At 63.3% G+C, this 19,228-nt stretch carries 17 protein-coding genes; 8 read left to right on the plus strand and 9 right to left on the minus strand.

Annotation, left to right across the window (positions count from 1 at the left end; all coding sequences use genetic code 11):
• Positions 1 to 6 precede the first annotated feature (6 nt).
• The 3 genes from MTR72_RS09635 to MTR72_RS09645 all read right to left on the minus strand — a co-directional run bounded on the left by MTR72_RS09635 (position 7) and on the right by MTR72_RS09645 (position 4,967).
• Positions 7 to 573 carry an invasion associated locus B family protein gene (locus MTR72_RS09635; RefSeq protein WP_280964456.1) on the minus strand — a complete coding sequence of 189 codons (567 nt, stop codon included), beginning with the start codon at positions 571 to 573 and terminating at the stop codon, positions 7 to 9.
• Between the two features lie 69 nt (positions 574 to 642).
• Positions 643 to 3,789, minus strand: coding sequence for a multidrug efflux RND transporter permease subunit (locus MTR72_RS09640; RefSeq protein WP_341510328.1), 3,147 nt, complete (start codon positions 3,787 to 3,789; stop codon positions 643 to 645).
• On the minus strand, positions 3,786 to 4,967 hold the full coding sequence (locus MTR72_RS09645; RefSeq protein ID WP_280964454.1) for an efflux RND transporter periplasmic adaptor subunit: 1,182 nt from the start codon (positions 4,965 to 4,967) through the stop codon (positions 3,786 to 3,788). The genes MTR72_RS09640 and MTR72_RS09645 overlap by 4 nt, the downstream gene beginning before the upstream one ends.
• 388 nt (positions 4,968 to 5,355) lie before the next feature.
• On the opposite strand from MTR72_RS09645, the gene MTR72_RS09650 reads away from it, so the two are divergent.
• From MTR72_RS09650 to MTR72_RS09680, 7 genes are all read left to right on the plus strand, one after another.
• Complete coding sequence (locus MTR72_RS09650) at positions 5,356 to 5,595, plus strand: hypothetical protein (RefSeq protein WP_279370469.1); 240 nt, start codon at positions 5,356 to 5,358, stop codon at positions 5,593 to 5,595.
• A 233-nt stretch (positions 5,596 to 5,828) separates the two neighbouring features.
• Complete coding sequence (locus MTR72_RS09655) at positions 5,829 to 8,243, plus strand: TonB-dependent receptor (RefSeq protein ID WP_341510382.1); 2,415 nt, start codon at positions 5,829 to 5,831, stop codon at positions 8,241 to 8,243.
• A gap of 290 nt (positions 8,244 to 8,533) precedes the next feature.
• Complete coding sequence (locus tag MTR72_RS09660; RefSeq protein ID WP_280964453.1) at positions 8,534 to 11,077, plus strand: TonB-dependent receptor; 2,544 nt, start codon at positions 8,534 to 8,536, stop codon at positions 11,075 to 11,077.
• 20 nt (positions 11,078 to 11,097) lie between these two features.
• Positions 11,098 to 11,787, plus strand: a complete 690-nt coding sequence (locus MTR72_RS09665; protein WP_341510329.1) for a Fe2+-dependent dioxygenase — start codon at positions 11,098 to 11,100, stop codon at positions 11,785 to 11,787.
• Positions 11,784 to 12,815: a tonB-system energizer ExbB gene (exbB, locus tag MTR72_RS09670; RefSeq protein ID WP_280964451.1), complete on the plus strand. Its 1,032-nt coding sequence runs from the start codon at positions 11,784 to 11,786 to the stop codon at positions 12,813 to 12,815. Before MTR72_RS09665 ends, exbB begins: the two co-directional genes overlap by 4 nt.
• A gap of 3 nt (positions 12,816 to 12,818) precedes the next feature.
• Positions 12,819 to 13,292 (plus strand): TonB system transport protein ExbD, encoded by a 474-nt coding sequence (gene exbD, locus MTR72_RS09675; protein ID WP_280964450.1) that lies wholly within the window; start codon positions 12,819 to 12,821, stop codon positions 13,290 to 13,292.
• A 16-nt stretch (positions 13,293 to 13,308) separates the two neighbouring features.
• Positions 13,309 to 14,073, plus strand: a complete 765-nt coding sequence (locus MTR72_RS09680) for an energy transducer TonB family protein (RefSeq protein WP_280964449.1) — start codon at positions 13,309 to 13,311, stop codon at positions 14,071 to 14,073.
• A gap of 24 nt (positions 14,074 to 14,097) precedes the next feature.
• Here MTR72_RS09680 and MTR72_RS09685 read toward each other — a convergent pair whose 3' ends face one another.
• From MTR72_RS09685 to MTR72_RS09695, 3 genes are all read right to left on the minus strand, one after another.
• Positions 14,098 to 14,520 (minus strand): hypothetical protein, encoded by a 423-nt coding sequence (locus MTR72_RS09685; RefSeq protein ID WP_280971010.1) that lies wholly within the window; start codon positions 14,518 to 14,520, stop codon positions 14,098 to 14,100.
• Between the two features lie 62 nt (positions 14,521 to 14,582).
• Positions 14,583 to 15,263, minus strand: a complete 681-nt coding sequence (locus tag MTR72_RS09690; protein WP_280964448.1) for a site-2 protease family protein — start codon at positions 15,261 to 15,263, stop codon at positions 14,583 to 14,585.
• Between the two features lie 75 nt (positions 15,264 to 15,338).
• Entirely contained in the window at positions 15,339 to 16,205 is an 867-nt protein-coding gene (locus MTR72_RS09695) for a LysR family transcriptional regulator (protein ID WP_280964446.1), read from the minus strand.
• A gap of 90 nt (positions 16,206 to 16,295) precedes the next feature.
• Here MTR72_RS09695 and MTR72_RS09700 point away from each other — a divergent pair, with 90 nt between their 5' ends.
• On the plus strand, positions 16,296 to 17,207 hold the full coding sequence (locus MTR72_RS09700; RefSeq protein ID WP_280964445.1) for a DMT family transporter: 912 nt from the start codon (positions 16,296 to 16,298) through the stop codon (positions 17,205 to 17,207).
• A gap of 10 nt (positions 17,208 to 17,217) precedes the next feature.
• Here MTR72_RS09700 and MTR72_RS09705 read toward each other — a convergent pair whose 3' ends face one another.
• The 3 genes from MTR72_RS09705 to MTR72_RS09715 are packed head-to-tail and all read right to left on the minus strand — an operon-like array spanning position 17,218 to position 19,119.
• Positions 17,218 to 17,610 carry a GFA family protein gene (locus MTR72_RS09705; protein WP_280964444.1) on the minus strand — a complete coding sequence of 131 codons (393 nt, stop codon included), beginning with the start codon at positions 17,608 to 17,610 and terminating at the stop codon, positions 17,218 to 17,220.
• A gap of 7 nt (positions 17,611 to 17,617) precedes the next feature.
• Positions 17,618 to 18,364, minus strand: a complete 747-nt coding sequence (locus MTR72_RS09710; RefSeq protein WP_280964443.1) for an SDR family NAD(P)-dependent oxidoreductase — start codon at positions 18,362 to 18,364, stop codon at positions 17,618 to 17,620.
• A 23-nt stretch (positions 18,365 to 18,387) separates the two neighbouring features.
• The gene (locus MTR72_RS09715; RefSeq protein ID WP_280964442.1) at positions 18,388 to 19,119 is read right to left on the minus strand and encodes an SDR family oxidoreductase; all 732 of its coding nucleotides are present in this window, start codon (positions 19,117 to 19,119) and stop codon (positions 18,388 to 18,390) included.
• Positions 19,120 to 19,228: the final 109 nt, after the last annotated feature.

The raw sequence follows: 19,228 nt of genomic DNA on the forward strand, positions 1-19,228 counted from the left end.
CGCCCGTTACTTGATCTTGTCGTAGGCGGCCGCGAAGTCGTTGAGTGGCATCGGGATCGTGATTGTCTCCTTGGCCATGTTCTGGAAGGAGACTTTCAATTGCTTGCCCGACTTCAGGGTCGCAAGCAGATCAGGGGCGATCGGCGCCGAGGCGTAGCAGCCGCGACTTTCACAAGTCTGGATCTGAAGGTCGACCGTCTTGCCCTCGTCGATCTGAAGCTTTGCGCCGACGGGAATGTTGAGGCCGAGCGGCAACTGGAGCAGCGCCACCGGCGTGCGGGTATCGGGAGCGACACGGATGTTGATCAGCACGACGGTCTGACCGGTCTTGGTCAGGACGGCGTTCTGCTCGATCGCGCATTCGAGCGGCGCTTCGCGGCTCGGGCTGGTGCAGCGCGCGATCCAGCCGGCCTGTGCGTTGCCTTGCGCGGCCTCGCCCTGCTGCTGCTGCGCAGGGGCCGGCGTTGCGGCGGGCTGCGGCGGCGCCCCGTTCTTCCTGGCGGCTTGCTGAGCGGACGCCGCACCCGTCGACAACAGGGCAGCGGCGGTGAGGGCAATCAGTTGGGATCGCATGGGCGTGAAATATCGCGTTGGGGGAAATGGGAGCCCCGCTGTTACCGTCGCAGGACGGGCAGCGCAAGCTTACTCGGCGGCTTCCTTGACGGCGCGGCGCTCAGCCGCCTCGTCCTCGTCGCCATCACCCGAACGGCCCCAGCTCGAGAACAGGTTCGAGAACTTGTCGAGATAGAGATAGACTACCGGGGTGGTGAACAGGGTCAGCGCCTGGCTGACGATCAGGCCGCCGACCATGGCATAGCCGAGCGGCTGGCGGATCTCGGCGCCGGTGCCGTGGCCGAGCATCAGCGGCACGCCGCCGAGCAGCGCAGCCATCGTCGTCATCATGATCGGGCGGAAGCGCAGAATTGCGGCCTGGCGGATCGATTCCTCCGGCGTCTTGTGCTCGTCGCGTTCGGCGGCGATGGCGAAGTCGACCATCATGATGCCGTTCTTCTTCACGATGCCGATCAGCAGGATGATGCCGATCAGCGCGATCAGGCTGAAGTCGAAGCCGGCGGCCATCAGGATCGCGAGCGCGCCGACGCCGGCCGAGGGCAGGGTCGACAGAATCGTGATCGGATGGATGTAACTCTCGTAGAGGATGCCGAGGATCAGATAGACCACGACGAGCGCCGCGAGGATCAGGAGCGGCACTGTGCCGAGGGACTGCTGGAACGCCTGCGCGGTGCCCTGGAAGCTCGAATTCAGCGTCGCCGGCGCGCCGAGATCGGCCATCGCCTTCTGCACGGCCTCGGTGGCCTGGCCGAGCGCGACGCCTTGGGCGAGGTTGAAGCTGATCGTGATCGCCGGGAATTGGCCTTGGTGGCTGATCGAGAGCGGCCGGACCGGATCGGTGGTCCAGGTCGCGAATGTCGACAGCGGAACCTGGTCGCCGGTCAGCGGCGATTTCAGGTAGAGCTTGTTCAAGCTATCCAGATTGCCCTGCATCTCCGGCAGGATCTCAATGATCACCTTGTAGGTGTTGAGCTGGGTGAAATACTGCGTGACCTGTCGCTGGCCGAACGCGTCGTAGAGGGTGTCGTCGATCAGTTGCGGCTGGATACCGTAGCGGGATGCGGTATCGCGGTTGATCTTGAGCTGGACGGTGGTGCCCTGCGTCTGCTGGTCGGTCGCGACGTCGCGCAGCTCAGGCAGCGTCTGCATTTTGGCGAGGATCTTCGGCGCCCATTCGTTGAGCTCGCTGAGATCGGCATCCTGCAGCGTGAACTCGAACTGCGTACGCGTCGGACGACCGCCGAGCCGGACGTCTTGGGCGGCTTGCATGTAGAGGCGCGCGCCGGACACCTTCTCGAGCTGCGGGCGCAGCCGGCCGATGATCTGCTGTGCCGACGCATCGCGCTGGTCGCGCGGCTTCAAGGTGATGAACAAGTTGCCGTTGTTGCCGGCCCTGCCGCTGCCGCCGATGGCCATGGCGACGCTGGCAACGCCCGGATCGGCGAGGATGATCTTGCCGAGAGCCTCCTGACGGTCCTTCATGGCCGCGAAGGAGATGTCCTGCGAGGCCTCGGAGGTCGCGGTGATGAGCCCATTGTCCTGTTGCGGGAAGAAGCCTTTGGGAATCAGGACGAAGAGGTAGATGGACAAGCCGAGCGTTGCGAAGAAGATCAAAAGAGTGGTTCGCCTCCAGCTCAATGCGAGGTCGAGCACTGTCTCGTAACCCCGCAGCATCGCATCAAAGGCACTCTCGCTCCATTGATAGAAGCGTCCGTGTTTGACCTCGCCATGTGCGCGCAGGAAGCGGGACGCCATCATCGGGGTGAGGGTCAGCGACACGAACATCGAGACAAAGATTGTCATCGCCAGCACGACGGCGAATTCGCGGAACAAGCGTCCGATGATGCCGCCCATCAGCAAGAGCGGGATCAGCACGGCGACCAGCGAGATGCTGATCGACACGATGGTGAAGCCGATCTCCTTGGAACCCCTGTAAGCGGCGGCGAGCGGGGATTCGCCCTCCTCGACATAGCGGGAAATGTTCTCGAGCATGACGATCGCGTCGTCGACCACGAAGCCGACCGCGATTGTCAGCGCCATCAGGGAGAGATTGTCGAGCGTGTAGCCGAACACCCACATCAGCGCGCAGGCGCCAAGCAGCGCCAGGGGAACCGTGATGGTCGGAATGACCGTGGCCCAGAAGCTGCGCAGGAAAATGAAGATGACCATCACGACCAGAAAGATGGTCAGGAGCAGTGTGAACTGGACGTCTTCGACCGCGGCACGGATAGTCTGGGTGCGATCGCTGATGACATCGATCTTGATTGCGGGAGGGATCGCAGCCACGAGCCGGGGCAGGGCGGCCTTAATCTTGTCGACCGTCTCGATGACGTTGGCGCCCGGCTGCTTGAACACCACCAGGAACACGCCGCGCTTGCCGTTGGCCCAGGCCGCCTGCTTGGCGTCCTCGGGGCCGGTGACGGCCTGGCCGATGTCGCGAATCCGCAAGGGGCCGCCATTGCGGTAGGCGATGATGACGTCGTTCCAATCCTTGGACTGGGTGAGTTGGTCGTTGGCGTAGATGGTATAGGCGCGCTTTTCGCCGTCGATATTGCCCTTGGGACTGTCGACTGTCGTGATTGCGATTTGGCTGCGCACGTCCTCCATCGACAAGCCCTTGGCCACGAGCTTGGCCGGGTCGATCTGGACCCGGATGGCCGGCTTCTGTTGACCGCCGATGAGGACCTGAGCAACCCCCGAGATCTGGCTGATCTGCTGGGCAAGCTGTGCGTCGACGGCGTCGCTCACGGTTGTCAGGGGCAGCGTCTCGGACGTCGCGGACAGGAGAAGGATTGGGGAGTCCGCCGGGTTCACCTTGCGGTAGGTCGGCGGCGAGGGCAGGTTCTTCGGCAACTGGCCGCTCGCCGCGTTGATCGCGCCCTGCACGTCGTTCGCAGCGCCGTCGATGCTGCGGTTGAGGTCGAACTGGATGGTGATCAACGCCGTGCCCAGGTAGCTCGTCGAGGTCATCTGGGCGATGCCGGGAATCTGGGCGAATTGCCGTTCCAGCGGCTGCGCCACCGACGAGGCCATGGTCTCGGGGCTGCCGCCCGGCAGGTTCGCGGTGATCTGGATGGTCGGGAAGTCCACCTGCGGCAGCGGTGCGACAGGCAGCAGGGGGTAGGCGACGAGACCGACAAAGAGAATGCCGGCCATCAGCAGCGAGGTGCCGATGGGATAACGGATGAAAGGTGCCGAAATCCCGCCGTAGGTCATTCCTGTCGTACCTTATTATTCTGCTTCTGGCCGGGATCCGAACTCGCAACGGCCGTGGTGACGAGGCTCCCCGGCTGGACCTTGAATTGACCGCCGGTGATCACCTGCTGCCCTGGAGTGAGGCCTTCATCAACGACCGAACGTCCGTCGATGGAGTAGCTGACCTTGATCTTGTGTAGCTCGGCCTTGTTGTCCTGATTGACGGTATAGGCGTAGAGGCCATTGGTCGAATGCTGGACCGCGTCATCCGGAACCACGGTCGCATCCTTGAGGGTGCGCACCAGCAGCCGTGTCGAAACCGACTGCCCCGGCCACAGCGTGTGGTCCTTGTTGTCGAACACCGCCTTGAGGCGAATAGTCCCGCTGGTCGTGTCGACCTGGTTGTTGATGACGGCGAGCTTGCCTTCGGCGAGCGTCTTCTTGCCGTCGGTGGTGAGCGCGATCACCTTGAGCGCGCCGGCCTTCTGTCCCTCGCTGATATAGGGAAGCTGGTCTTCCGGCGCGGTGAAGATCACGGAGATCGGCTCGATCTGGGAGATGGTGACTATACCGGTCTGTGTCGAGGCGTTGACGATGTTGCCGATGTCGACCTGGCGCAGTCCGGCGACGCCGGTGATGGGCGACTTTACCTGGGTGTAATCGAGCTGGGTCTGGGCGTTGGCGATCGCGGCCTCGTCGGCGGCGATCTGGGCGGTGAGCTGAGCGACGGTGGAGCGCTGGGTGTCGGTCTGCTGCCGCGTCGCGAATTCGCCGAGCTTGGTGTAGCGCTGCAAGTCGAGATTGGCGTTGGCGAGATTGGCCTCGTCCTGCTGCTTCTTGGCCTTGGCCTGGTCGAGCACGGCCTGGAACGGGCGCGGATCGATTTCAACCAGGAGATCGCCCTGATTGACGATTTGGCCTTCAGTGAAGGCGATCTTGTCGATCTGGCCATCAACGCGGGTCCGCACTTGCACGGTGTTGAAGCCCTGAACCGTGCCGAGGCCGGTCAAATAGACCGGAAAATCGGTCTTCTGTACCGGCGCGATGCTCACGGGCACAGCGGCCGTCCGCGGCGCCGCCTTCTGAGCGGTCTGGGCCTTACCGGCATTCGATGCCGAGAATCGATGCCAACCGTAATAGCCCGCTGAGCCCACGGCCGCGATGATCAGAATCCACAGGATCGGCCGTGACTTTTTCATATGAGGCGTGTCGGCTTGTATGCCCGAATCTAACGAATTTTGGGGCAATTAAAGGGTTCCAGCGCGCCTGTATAATACACGCCAAGTTCCAGTGTAAACAACACTATGGCTTGAGAATCCTAAACAATTGGAAAGCTTTGCACCTGCTTCGGGCGGGCTGGCGTTGCATCGTGCAGCACTGCATTTTCCGCACGCAAATGGCCTTGCTGCAGAGTATCCGAAATGCTCGCGCAGGCTCCCACGCGACGCCCCGCGTGGACGCATGCAGCTCGCGGGAGGTCGCCGACATGGCCCTGGCGAGAACGGTTCTAAACTGGCGCTGTGGCGTTTCGGTTGTCAGGAAAATCGGGCTCGTTCATATCAGCGCCGCCACAACGGGAGCGCAGAAATGGACGAGCTGAACGGCAGGATGATCGCGTGTCAGATTCTGATCACGGGCCTGATCGCGCGCGTCGCCAACGAGCAGCGCGATCCCTTGCGCTTCCTCACCGACTTCCGCGACGAGATCAAAGCCGTCGTCAACGGCGTCAACATCGCCGGCATGGACAACACCGATCGTGTGCGCGCTGTCGCCCAGCGCACCGTCGACGAATTGTTCTCGCTGATGAAGCCGCCGAGCAGCGATTGATCGCTGCAAAACATCGCGCATGAGAGCAAGTGCTGCACGGCCTTGCTGCATCAATATGTCGCGCGAGTTTAGAGCGATTTCAGAATCGAATTTTAGAATTGCTTTGAACTGGATCGATTCAAGTGCTCCGACGTGTCACGTCGCGTTGACCTGACTTTCCTCGATCGATAGCACCGCCCCATCGTTCGTCACGCACGTCGCGCATCGACGAATTCGAGATGGGGGCATTGGTAATGGGGTTGGCGATGGTGCCGCGATCACTGCGTTCGATCGCGGGAAGTGAATCGTTCGGCGAAAGGTTCGACGGGAATTCCGGCAAGGCGGTTTCGGCTGTTGCCGGCTTGATTGCGGCGGCATCGTTTTCGGGGCAGGCCGAGGCGCAGCAATCGAACCTGCCGGCGGTGACGGTGGACGCGCCGGTCGCGCGGCCGCGTCCTGCGGCCTCAAAGCCCACGCCGGAGCAGGTCCGCGCGCGCAATGCGCTTCGCCGCGCCGCGCAGCAGGAGGCCGCGCAGCAGGCTGCTGCCGTGACTCCGGGCTCGGCAAGCGGCGCCGTAGACCGTGATCCCTATGCCGATCCGGAGGCCCCGTACAAAGTCGATCACGTGCAGGCGTCCGGCAAGTTTCCCGAGCCGCTGCTGAACACGCCGAAGACCATCACGGTGCTCAGCAAGGAGGTTCTCGAAGACAAGAACGCCACGACGCTGAAGGAGATCGGGCGCTCGACAGCCGGCGTGACGCTGGGATCGGGCGAGGGCGGCAATGCGTTCGGCGATCGCTTCTTCATCCGCGGCTTCGATGCGCGCAACGACGTGTTCATCGACGGCATCCGCGATCCCGCCGTTTCCATCCGCGAGAACTTCTTCACCGAGCAGATCGAGATTCTGCGCGGGCCGGCATCGTCCTACGCCGGCCGCGGCACCGCCGGCGGCGCCATCAACATCGTCACGAAGCAGGCCGGCGACGTCAACTTCAAGCGGATGGATACCGAGTTCGGCACCGACAGGACCAAGCGCGTCACGCTCGACGTCAACCAGGTCATCGACCCGACTTTCTCGGTGCGCACCGGCGGCCTGTTCCAGGACGCCAACGTCGCCGGCCGCAACTACGTGACCGACGATCGCTGGGGCGCCTTCATCTCGACCAAGTACACCCCGACCACCGATCTCAAGATCACGACGAACTACGTCCACACTGACCTCAGCGGTTACCCTGATTTCGGCGTGCCCTACTACAAGCAGGGCAACGTGCCGGTGACGTCGGCCGGCATTCCGCGCGGAAACTGGTACGGCTTCCTCAACCGCGACTTCCAGACCGCGCGGCAGGATTTCGGCACCGGCACGATCGAGTACAGGGTGAACGATGCCATCACGCTGAGCAGCAAGGTGCGCGGCGAGCACTCGCTGTTGAACTACATCGGCACGCTGCCGCAGAACCCGAATACGACGAGCCTCAATCCGCTGTTCTGGACGACGACGGCGAGCGCACAGAGCCGCTATCAGAACGTGGATGTGTGGGCCAACCAGAACGAGGCCACGGTCAAGCTGGACACCGGCGGCATCAAGCACACTGCGGTGGTCGGAGCCGAAATCTCGAACGAGAACATCTCGATCGACCGTTACGCTGGCCTCGCGTCGGAACTGTCCGGAAGCAGCTTCACGAGCAACGGCGCCGTGACGGGGGTCAATCTCTACTCCCCGCAGTACACCTACATTCCCTTCGGTATCCCGTCGTTGGCCGGAAACCCGACGCGCTATGGTGTCAACACCAACAGCCTATATGCCATGGACACCGCCAACTGGCGCGACATCATCATCGTGAACGGTGGTGTCCGCTACGACGGCTACAACATGAGCTCGTCGACCAATTCGCCGAAATATCTGAAGCTCAACGCCGATCTGTTCAATTACAATGTCGGCGTGGTCTACAAGCCGATGCCGATCGGCAGCGTCTATGCGGCCTATGCGACCTCCGCCAACCCGTTCGGGTCGGAGCTTGATGCGACCGGCACCGATTACGGTGGCGTTCCGGCCAATACGCCCATTTTGCTTGGGCCCGAGCGCAACAAGGCGGCCGAACTCGGCACCAAGTGGGAGCTGGTGGATCGCCACCTGCTGGTCAGCGCTGCACTATTCCAGACGACGAAGGACAACGCACGCGAGACGAATGCCGCGGGCCTGCTCACCTCGAATGCGGCCTACCGTATCCAGGGCATCGACATCGAGGCGGAAGGCAAGCTCACCGACCGCTGGAGCATCTTCGGCGGTCTCGTGCTGATGCAGTCGAAGGTCACGCAGAGCAACATCCCCTCCAACATCGGCCTGCAGCTTGCCAACGTTGCCCACCAGTCGTTCAGCATGCTCTCGAAGTACAAGTTCGACGGCGGCTGGGAGCTCGGCGGGCAGGCGGTGTACCGCTCGAAGGTGTATGGCGGCACGTTCGCGGCCAATACCGGTAACTTGCTGCCGAGCTATTGGCGCTTCGACGCGTTCATCGAAAAGAAGATCGACGCGAACTGGACCATGAAGTTCTACGCGCAGAACCTGACCAACAAGCTCTACTACGACACGCTCTATCGCAGCGCCGTGCCATTCGTGGCGGTCGCACCGGGGCGGGCATTCTACCTCGTGACGACGGCGAAGTTCTGAGTCCGCCGATTCAAATCGGGATGTCTGCCGGTGGCAGCCATCCCAACGTCTCAGCAATCGTTCGAGGCGCGCGAGATCTGCGCCTCGATCGACCATCCGAAGGACAGTTTAGAACGCTTACAAACTCCAGTTTAGAACGGTTTCAAACTGGAATTTAGAATCGTTTTGATCTGGACCGATTCAAAAGTGTCACTGCCGTGATCGCGTTGACCCAGTTTGCCTCGCTCGATACCTACGCCGCGTCGCGTTGTCGCAATGCGACCAATCGTCGTCTTAAGGTGGGTCGTGAAATGGGCAGTGTTCGGATTCCGCGGTCGTTGCGTTCGGCTGCGGCGAGAAGTTCTTTTGACAACAGTTTCGATGCCGCAGCGGGCAAGACGGTATCTGCCGTTGCAAGCCTAATTGCCGTCGCGTCGGTTTCGAGCGGCGCGCAGGCGCAGCAGTCGAATCTGCCCCCGGTGACGGTCGATGCGCCCAAGGAGCGTCCGCGTCCGGCAGCGGCAAAGCCGTCGCCCGAACAGGTCCGCGCCCGTAACGCGCTGCGGCGTGCGGCTCAGCGTCAGCAGGCGGCGCAGGCGCCTTCCGCAAATGCTGTTGCGCCGGATGCTGATCCATACGCGAATCCGGCGGCGCCCTACATGGCCACCCGCGTGCAGGCGTCGGGTAAATTTCCTGAGCCGATCCTGAACACACCGAAATCGATCACAGTGCTCACAAAGGATGTCCTGGAGGACAAGAACGCCACGACGCTGAAGCAGGCGATTCTCAGCACGGCCGGCGTGACGCTGGGCACGGGCGAGGGCGGCAACGCCTTCGGTGATCGCTTCTTTATCCGCGGCTTCGACGCCCGCAATGACATCTTCATCGACGGCGTTCGCGATTCCGGCGTCAGCGTGCGCGAGAATTTCTTCACCGAGCAGGTCGAGATTCTGCGCGGTCCGGCGTCGTCCTTCGCCGGTCGCGGCACCGCCGGCGGCGCGATCAACATCGTCACCAAGCAGGCGACGACGGCAGGCAACTTCTACAACATGGACACCACGTTTGGCACCGACATGACCAAGCGCGTGGTGCTCGATGTCAACCAGGTGATCAATCCGACCTGGGCGGTGCGCGCCGGCGGCCTCTTTCAGGACGCGGGCGTCGCCGGGCGCGACTATGTGAAAGACAATCGCGACGGCGCATTTGTCGCCACCACCTGGAAGCCGGTGGATGCAGTCAAGATCACCGCCGGCTACATCCATACCGAACTGACGGGCTTCCCGGATTTCGGCGTGCCCTACTACCGGCCGAGCACTGCCAGCACTGCTGGCGGCCCGTTCCCGGACTTCGGCTCGAACCGGAACAACTGGTATGGCTTCGTCAACCGCGACTTCTATCGGACCGGCCAGGATATCGGCTCGCTCAATGCCGAAGTGCAGGTCACGCCGGACCTGCTGATCACCAACAGGTTCCGCGATTCTCACTCCACGCAAAACTACATCGGCACGCTGCCGGAAGCCCCGGTGATTGCGAATCCGCTTTCGGCGTCGACGCTGACGGCTAATCCGCAGAGCCGCTATCAGGTCACGGATGTGATCGCCAACCAGACCGAGGCGACCTACAAGTTCAACGACGGCGCCGGCTTCAAGCACACGGCGCTGGCTGGGTTCGAGTATGACCATGAAAGATCGTCGATCGACAAATATCTTGGTCTGAGCTCGGAGGCGCTCCCCGGCGGTTTCAGCGGCAGCGGATCGCTGTCGGGCGTTAGCGTATTCAATCCGCAATTCACGAACTTGCCCTTCGGGATACCCTCGGGCCTGTCCGGATTGCCGACCAAGATCACCATCGACACCAAGAGTGTCTATGCCCTCGATACCGCCAATTATAACGATCTCCTGATCCTCAACGGCGGTGTCCGCTACGACGACTACAACATCAAGACCAGCGGCTATGGCACGGTCAATGGTGTGTCCGGCGTCTTCGGTCAGCAACAGCAAGAGTACGGCATGCCGAACTTCAATCTCGGTGTGACCCTCAAGCCTTTGCCGAACGGTAGCGTCTACGCCGCCTATGCGACGTCCTCCAATCCAGTCGGCGCGGAGTTTGACGGCACGAGCGTCCAGTATGGTGGCCTTGCGCCTGTCCTCAACGGCAATCCGAGCCAGATATTCGGGCCGGAGAGGAACAAGGCGATTGAGCTTGGTACCAAGTGGGAGCTGTTTGACCGCCACCTTTTGTTGACGGCTGCTCTGTTCCAAACGGAAAAGGAGAACGCGCGAGAATCGCGCAACATCACAGCCGCAACTGCGACTGCAGCGTGCCCTTACCCTGCTGGTACAACGGGGACCGTTTCCTGCATCACCGCGGGCGCGGCCTACCGCATCCGCGGTATCGACCTCGAATTGGGCGGCAAGATCACTGACAAGTGGAGCGTCTTTGGCGGCCTCGTCTTGATGCAGTCGGAGGTGACCAAATCATTGATTCCTCCGGCCAACACGACTCTCTACACCACGAACGTTGGCCTGCCTCTCGCGAACGTGGCGCACCAATCTTTCAGCCTGCTCAGTAAATATCAGCTTACGGATGTCTGGGAGCTTGGTGGCCAGGCGGTGTACCGCTCGAAAATCTATGGCGGCACATTCCTCGCGGCCAACCAGGGCACGTCGATCCCGAGCTATTGGCGCTTCGACGTGTTCGCGGAAGCCAAGATCAACAAGAACTGGCAGGTCAAGCTGTTCGTGAACAACATCTTCGACAAGCGCTACTACGACGCGCTGTACCAGAGCGCTGCGCCGTTCGTGCTGGAAGCACCGGGGCGCGCCGCCTACGTGGTGCTCTCGGCGCGCTACTGATGGAGTAACAACGAGGTGCCATGCTGACATGCATAGAGGGCGTCCTGAGCAAGGATGATGTGGCGGACTTCCGCCGCATCATGGACGCCAGCGAATGGGAAGACGGCCGTTCCACCGCGGGCGCGCAGTCGGCGATGGTCAAGCGCAACGAACAGTTGCCGCCGGACGGCGAGGTCGCGCGCAAGCTCGGCAACCGCATCATCTCGGCGCTGACCTCGCACCCGCGGTTCCTCGCCGCGGCGATCCCGCTGCAGATCTTCCCGCCGCTGTTTAACCGCTATGCGGCGAGCAGCGGCCACCATTTCGGCCTGCACGTCGACAACGCCATCCGCGGCGACCGCCTGACCGGCCTTCGCATCCGCACCGACCTGTCGGTCACGCTGTTCCTGGCCGAACCGGAGGAGTATGACGGTGGCGAACTTGTGATCGAGGACACCTATGGCTCGCATGAAGTCAAGTTGCCGGCCGGCGACTGCGTGTTGTATCCCTCGACCAGCCTGCACCTCGTCACGCCGGTGACCCGGGGGGCCCGGGTTGCGTCTTTCTTCTGGCTTCAGAGCATGATACGGGATGATCACGCCCGCAGCATGATCTTTGACCTCGACACCGCCATTCAGGCGCTGGTGGAACGACTCGGGCGCGACGATCCCGAAACGGTCAAATTGACGGGCATCTATCACAATCTCATTCGCTACTGGGCCGAAGTATGAAGACCTCATCTCTCCAAGCAAGCCTTGCCGCAGCCGTGCTGATGGCGGCGACGTGGCTCGCGTCCCCTGTTTCTGCCCAGCAACAAGCCCAGCCGGCGGCGCCGGCACCAGCGACGGCCCCGCAGCCCGCCGCTGGCCCGGCTCCCACGGCACCGCAGCCGAGCGCGGTTGCGCCGGCAGTGCCCCCGACGGCTGCACCCGCTGCCCCGATGCCTGCTGCCTCGACTCCTGCGGCCGCCACGCCTGCCGCGTCCCCAGCGGATGCACCGGCGGCCCCGGCGCCCGAGGCGGCCTCGGCCGATCCCGGCAGCCGGACGCTGAAATCGACCGCGCCCGCCATGAAGGAATTGTCACCCTGGGTGATGTTCATGTCGGCGGACGTCATCGTGAAGGCGGTGATGATCGGGCTCGCCTTCGCCTCGCTGGTGACCTGGACCGTCTTCATCGCCAAGTCGATCGAGCTGTCGGTCGCCTCAAGCAAGCTTCGTTCGGCGCTGAAGAAGGTAGCGGAGGCGCGTTCGCTGGCTGAAGCGCAGATGGCGCTCGGCACCAAGCAGGGGATCCTGCCGTCGTTCCTGGCGGCAGCGCTACGCGAGGCGCGGATGTCGGCCGGCCTTTCGAGCGATGCCGGCATCAAGGAGCGTGCGGCCTCGAGCTTCGCCGAGATCGTGCGCGCGGAGCAGCGGCGCATCCGCATCGGCATGGGCGTGCTGGCGACCATCGGCTCCACGTCGCCCTTCGTCGGCCTGTTCGGCACGGTCTGGGGCATCATGAACAGCTTCATCGGCATCTCGAAGTCGCAGACGACCAACCTTGCCGTCGTTGCGCCCGGCATCGCCGAAGCGCTGCTGGCGACCGCGATTGGCCTCGTCGCCGCGATCCCGGCGGTCATCATCTACAACCACTTCTCGCGCGTGACGAAGAGTTATCTCGAGCTGGTCAGCCGCGCCTCCGGCGTATCGGGCCGTCTGCTCTCGCGCGATCTCGATCGCACCCACGGCACCATGCATTCGCGCGCGGCGGAGTGAGCAATGGGCGCCTCGATCGCAGACAATGATCTCGATGACGATGCGGACTTCTCCGAGACGCATGACATCAACGTCACGCCGTTCATCGACGTGATGCTGGTGCTGCTGATCATCTTCATGGTCGCGGCACCGCTGTCGACGGTCGATCTCCCGATCGATCTGCCGACGTCGACCTCGACGCCGCAGAAGAAGCCGGACAAGCCGACCTACGTCACCATCAAGCCCGATCTTTCCATCGCGATCGGCGAGACCTTCGTGAAGCGGGTCGATCTGGTCAGCGCGCTCGATGCCACGCCCGACATGAGCAAGGACAAATACATCTTCCTGCGCTCCGATCGTGCGGTGCCGTATGGCGAGCTGATGGACGTGCTGGAGTTCCTGAACAAGGGGGGCTATTCCAGGATCAAGCTGGTGGCACTGGAAGGCGTTCCGGGGGCGACCGCACCACAGGGTGCGCCGGCCGAGCCGAAGCCGTGACGAAGGCCTGAAGCCGATGTCCGATCTTGAGCAGAAGTCGCCCCGAACGTTGTGGATCGTTGCCGCGGTGGTCGCGCTTGGGCTCCATCTCGGCGGCGCGGCGCTCGCGCTCGCAAATCTGCGGACGGACGACCCCGACGTCATCGCGGACCCGCAAGGGATCGAGGTCGGGCTCGAGGCGATGTCCCCCAAGGGCGAGCCCAGCGAGCTGCCGCCGGGCCCGGATTCGAACGAGTCGGTCGCGTCGCCTGAATTGACGGAGCAGAAGGCGGAGCTCAAGGAGAGCAGCCTTCCGAAGGATACTCCAACCCAGGCTGAAGAGGCCGACCGGGCCGTGACGCCGAACGAGACCAAGAAGCCGACCGAGGAGGAAACGAAGGAGGCCGTCGTTCCCACCAACGCCTCGACGCCTTCGCCTGCCGCCGAAGCCACTGCGATGCCGACGTCCAACGCCGAGAAGAAGAGCGATCGCTCGGTCCGCATTCGTCAGGGCTGGGAAAAGGACCTCGTCGCGCATCTCGACCGGCACAAGCGCTATCCGAAGGGTTTGTTCAAATCGGTTGAGCTCTCGGTTCGCATGACGCTGGACCGGCTCGGGCACGTGGTCTCGGTTGTCATCGAGAAGGGCTCGGGCGACCCGATATTTGACGACGCGGCGATCGGAATGGTCAAACGGTCGGATCCCGTGCCGCAGCCGCCACCGCTGGTCGCGGACGAGGGGCTGACATTCGTCCTGCCGGTGATCTTCAGGAAGAACGAGAAGACTGCGGGGAAGAGCTAAGGGCTGCGGCGGGCGGCCCTAGTCTCAGCGCCAGTAATACCGGATCGCGACGTAGACAACGATCAGACAGGCGAAGATCAGGGCGACCGGAAGCGGCCGCTTCTGGGTTCCACTGTATGCAGCCGCCCCGAACGGAGCGGTCTTCTTCGGCTTCGGGGCGGGACGCCGGAACACGGTCACATTGTCGCTGACAGGCGGGGCTGCACGCGGGGGCACTTCCGGTGCGGTTCCCGCGCCTCCCATCTCGGCGTAATAGGCCTTGTAGACCGCGGCGATGGTGGTTTCGGTCGCCTCCGCCTCGCTCATCTGCTCCAAGAGGTCCTTGTAGCTGGCGAGAAAGCCCTGCGCGTCCGGGGGCAGGGCCGACAACCCGTTGAGCTTGGCCATCATCTTCCAGGTCGCAAAATCGGCGCGGGCGCGGGTATCGGCTCGTCGCGCGATCAGCATGTCGGCAGCTTTGACCAAGTTGGCCTCTAGCCCTTCGGCTCGTCTTCAGGTGTGTAATTCAACTACGCATTGCCGGTCAGCAAGAGAACAGCCTGAATCACATAACCGGTCAACGTTCCCAGTATTGCTGAAATAACATCAAGATTTAGACCGAACTGCGAACCTGCCAGCGGTAGCAGGATCAGCAGTCCGATCAGGATCAGCATGCCGAATGGTTCGAGCCGCGCCAGCGGCAGGGCGAGCGGACGCGGCAACAGCCCGACCGCGACCCGTCCACCATCGAGCGGCGGGATCGGCATCATGTTGAACACCGCCAGCACTACGTTGATCACGAGTGCGTTCTTGAGGTTGTCGACCACCCATTTCGCCGAACTGGCCGGCACCCAGGGCAGGGCATGGAACGCGAGGGCCGCCGCGAGCGCCAGCAGGATGTTGGTGACGGGACCCGCGAGCGCCACCCAGACCATGTCGAGCCTTGGATTGTTGAGCTTGCGGAAATTCACCGGCACCGGCCTGGCATAGCCGAACAGGAACGGCGAGTGGGCAAACAGCAGCATCGCCGGCAGGATCAGGGTGCCGAACGGGTCGATATGCCGGAGCGGATTGAAGCTGACGCGGCCGAGTTTCCAGGCCGTGTCGTCGCCGAGACGGTGCGCTACGAAGCCGTGTGCCGCCTCGTGGAAGGTGATGGCGATCACCAGCGGCAGCACCCAGACCGAAAGGTCATAGAAGGAGATGTTCACGGCTCGTCCGTCCTGGTTGTGCCTCGCGGCCTTGCAGCCGATCCGGCCAATCCGGCGGTGCAGCGACGCTTCAGGTCAACATATGGGAGCCGATTCTGAAATGCTCCAGCACAAATGATCCGCCAAGAGCGCGCCTGAGCGCGAAAGGTTGCGCGCACGGTGAAGACGGATGTCCGCCGCAGGCAGCGGCGGCAAGCCATCACGCTCGCAGAGGCGCCGAAGGCGGGCAGGCAGGGTACCGGCCTTCACCACTGTCACCGCGAGGCCTTGGGCCGCGATCGCTTCCACCGCCGCAAGGGTTCGGCTGACAAAGGCAAGGCGCCAGGGCCGGCCGGCGGCATCGAGGGCCTCCGCGGCCCATTGGCGAAACAGGCATCCCGGCGGGTAGAGCGCAACGGGCAGCGGAACCTTCGCCTGGGCGGGATACGAGGCGGTGGCCGCCCAGACCGCCTGCTCGCGTCGCAGCAGCTCGCCGTCACCGCGGCCTTGCGGATGCATGGCAATGACGAGGTCGTAGGCCTCGCCGAGCCGGGCCGGCATCGTTGCGGTCAATCCGGTCTCGATCTCGACCCGGACTTGCGGATGGCTCTTGGCAAAGCTCGCCAGCAATGGCGGAATGACGATGGTGCCGTAATCATCCATCACGCCGAGGCGGACCACGCCGTCGATTTTGCGCGCGCGGACAGCGCCGACCGCCTCGGCATTGAGCGCGAGAATGCGGCGCGCATATCCGAGCAGCTCTTCACCGGCCGAGGTTGGTGCTACGCCCGCTCTCGTGCGGTGGAATAGTCTTGTGCCGAGCCGCTCTTCCAGGCGCCTGATCTGAACGCTCACGGCCGATTGGGTCCGGTTGAGCACCGCCGCGGCACGGGTGAACGAGCGATGCTCCGCGACGGCGAGAAAGGCCTTCAGAAGGTCGGGATCGAGATCGGGTGCGGTCATGACGAAACGTTATCCCAGCATGACGGAAATTCCATTCCCTGTTTCGGCGCTCCTCTTATGCTGTTTGCATAATCGCAAATGGGGAGGGACATGGGCGAGATCTCCGGCGTCCTGGCCGCCGTGCTGTCGAGTGCGCTGGGCGGCACCTCGATCGGCGCCACGCGCTATCTCGTGAGTAGCATCGACCCGCTTGCGATCGGCTCGTTCCGTTTCGGCATCGGCTTTCTGCTATTGTTGCCGTTGACGATCCTGCGCGGCGATCGCTGGCCGCAGCGAGCAGACTGGGCCGCCGCGGCCGCGCTCGGTGTTCTGTTCTTCGCCCTGTTTCCGATTCTGTTCAACGCATCGCTGATCTTCACGACCGCAGCGCGCGGGGCGCTCGCTTTGTCGACGCTTCCCCTGCTGACGCTGGCGATCGGCTCCGCGCTCGGCAGCGAAGCGCTGACATTGCGCAAATCTATCGGCGTCGTCGTTGCAACGCTGGGCGTTGCGATCGCGCTGCTCACCGACCTGACTTCGGCGCCATCAGGCGCCTGGCGTGGTGATCTGCTGATGGTCGCTGCCGCGCTGTGCATGGCGCTGTACGGTATCTGGTCGAAGCCGCTGATCCGGCGCTCCAGTCCGATCGCCTTCACGACGATGAGTATGGCAGCAGGCGCGGCCTGTCTCGTCGTGCTCTCCTATCTCCGCGGCAGTTTCGCGCCGGTCGCGGGCTTCGGCGCGCCGCAATGGCTGGCGGCCTTCTATCTCGGCGCCTTCGGTGCCGCGCTGACGTTCTATCTCTGGGCCTTCGCGCTCGAACGAACGACGCCGACGCGGGTGGCGATCTCGGTGACGGTCAATCCGATCACGGCATCGCTGGTCGGCGCTTACCTTCTGCACGAGCCGTTGCGCTGGAATCTGGCGGCCGGCATCGTTACGGTGTTTGCCGGGATCTGGATCGCCACGACAACGGGCGCGCGCATTCAGACTGCCGGCGCCTCCGCCTCAAACCGATCCTGATATTGCGCGATCAGGTCGGAATCGTCGTCGGATATTGCCGCAGGCCGTCGTCGAGCTTCAACCAGGCGATCTTTTCCGAGACCCAGATGTGCTCTGTCGGCGCAAAGGCGTTGCGATCGTCGAAGGTCGCCAGCGCCACGCCCGCGAGCGTACCGTTGCGCCGCCAGGCAAACAGGCGCGTGCCGCAACGTGTGCAGAACACGCGATCGATGTTCTCCGACGAGGCATAACGTCCCGTTTCGCCCTCGACCGTCAGCGCCTTCTGATCGAACTGCGCGCGGGCGAAGAAGGGCGAGCCCATCGCCTTCTGGCACTTGCGGCAGTGGCAGATCCGGACATTGAGCGGCTCGCCCTCCGCCTTGAACCGCACCGCGCCGCACAGGCATCCGCCTTCCCGTATCATGGCTTCCTCAATAGGTTGCTCGTCCGCCGGAGATGTCGAACACCGCACCGGTCGAGAAGGCGCAATCCTCCGACGACAGCCAGGCCACCATAGCGGCGAGCTCTTCCACCAGCACGAAGCGGCCCTTCGGGATCTTCGACAGCATGAAGTCGATATGCTGCTGCGTCATCTGGTCGAAGATCGCGGTTTTCGCCGCGGCCGGCGTCACTGCATTCACGAGGATGTCATGCGTGGCGAGCTCCTTGCCGAGCGATTTCGTCAGCGCGATCAGCCCGGCCTTGGAGGCCGAGTAGTGCGCCGCGTTCGGATTGCCTTCCTTGCCGGCGATCGACGCGATGTTCACGATCCGCCCGTATTTCTGCTTGAGCATGGTGGGGACGACCGCCTTGCAGCAGATGAAGGGGCCGTCGAGGTTGATGCGCAGCACCTTGCGCCATTCCTCCAGATCGGTCTCCCAGACGCTCTTGTTGACGCCGGCGATGCCGGCATTGTTGACGAGGATGTCGATCTTGCCGAACGCCGCAAGCGTGGCGTCGCGGGCGGTCTCGACGGCCGCGGTGTCGGTGACGTCGACCTTGAAGTCGCGCACGTCGCCGCCGATGGCCTTGGCCGTCTTCTCGGCGAGGCTCGAGTCGAAATCCCAGATCGCGACCTTTGCGCCTGAGGCGACAAAACGCTCGGCAATGGCGCGACCAAAGCCCTGCGCGCCGCCGGTGACGATGGCGACGCGGCCGTTCAGATCGATCTTGTTCATGCCGGCAGCCTTTGATCCTGACGTCAGAGCATGTAGCCGCCGTCGACGACGAGGTCGACGCCGGTGGTGAACGCGCTTTCGTCACTGCCGAGATAGACCGCCATGGCCGCGATCTCCTCGGCCGTGCCGAGCCGGCCCATCTTCTGGCGGGCGATGAACATCTCCTTGCCCTGCGGGCCCTGAGCGGCGGCGCGGTCGAGCATCGAGGGGGTCTCGACGGTGCCGGGGCAGATGCTGTTGCAGCGTATGCCTTGGGTGATGAAGTCGAGCGCAACCGCGCGCGTCAGCAACGATACCGCCGCCTTGGACGCACTGTAGACATAGCGGTTGGCAGGCGGCCGCAACGCCGCGCAGGACGAGATGTTGACGATGCTGCCGCCGCCGCCCGCCAGCATCGCCGGCAGGAACGCCTTGATGGTCCGGTGCATGGATTTGACGTTGAGGTCGAACGAGAAGTCCCAGTCCTCTTCCGAACAGTCCAGAATGGTGCCGTGGTGCACGAAGCCCGCCGCATTGAGCAGGATATCGACCTTGCCGACCCGCTTGGCGAAGGCGTTGACATCGGCGGTGTTGCGAACGTCGAGCTTTGCCGTCTCGGCGATTCCTTCCTTGCCAAGCGTGGCGATGCCGCTTTCGTTGATGTCGGTGGCGATCACGGTTGCGCCTTCACGCGCAAATGCGATCGCGCATGCACGTCCGATGCCCGCGGCTGCGGCGGTGACAACGGCGCGTTTTCCCTTGAGGCGGTCTGCCATTTTCTTATTCTCCTCACCTTGAATTGCTTTGCTGCGTCGTCATTGCGAGCGAAGCGAAGCAATCCAGAATCTCATCGCGGAGACAGTCTGGATTGCTCCGTCGCGTCGC

The organism is Bradyrhizobium sp. ISRA442, from assembly GCF_038085055.1.
In the GTDB taxonomy this organism is placed as follows: Bacteria; Pseudomonadota; Alphaproteobacteria; order Rhizobiales; family Xanthobacteraceae; genus Bradyrhizobium.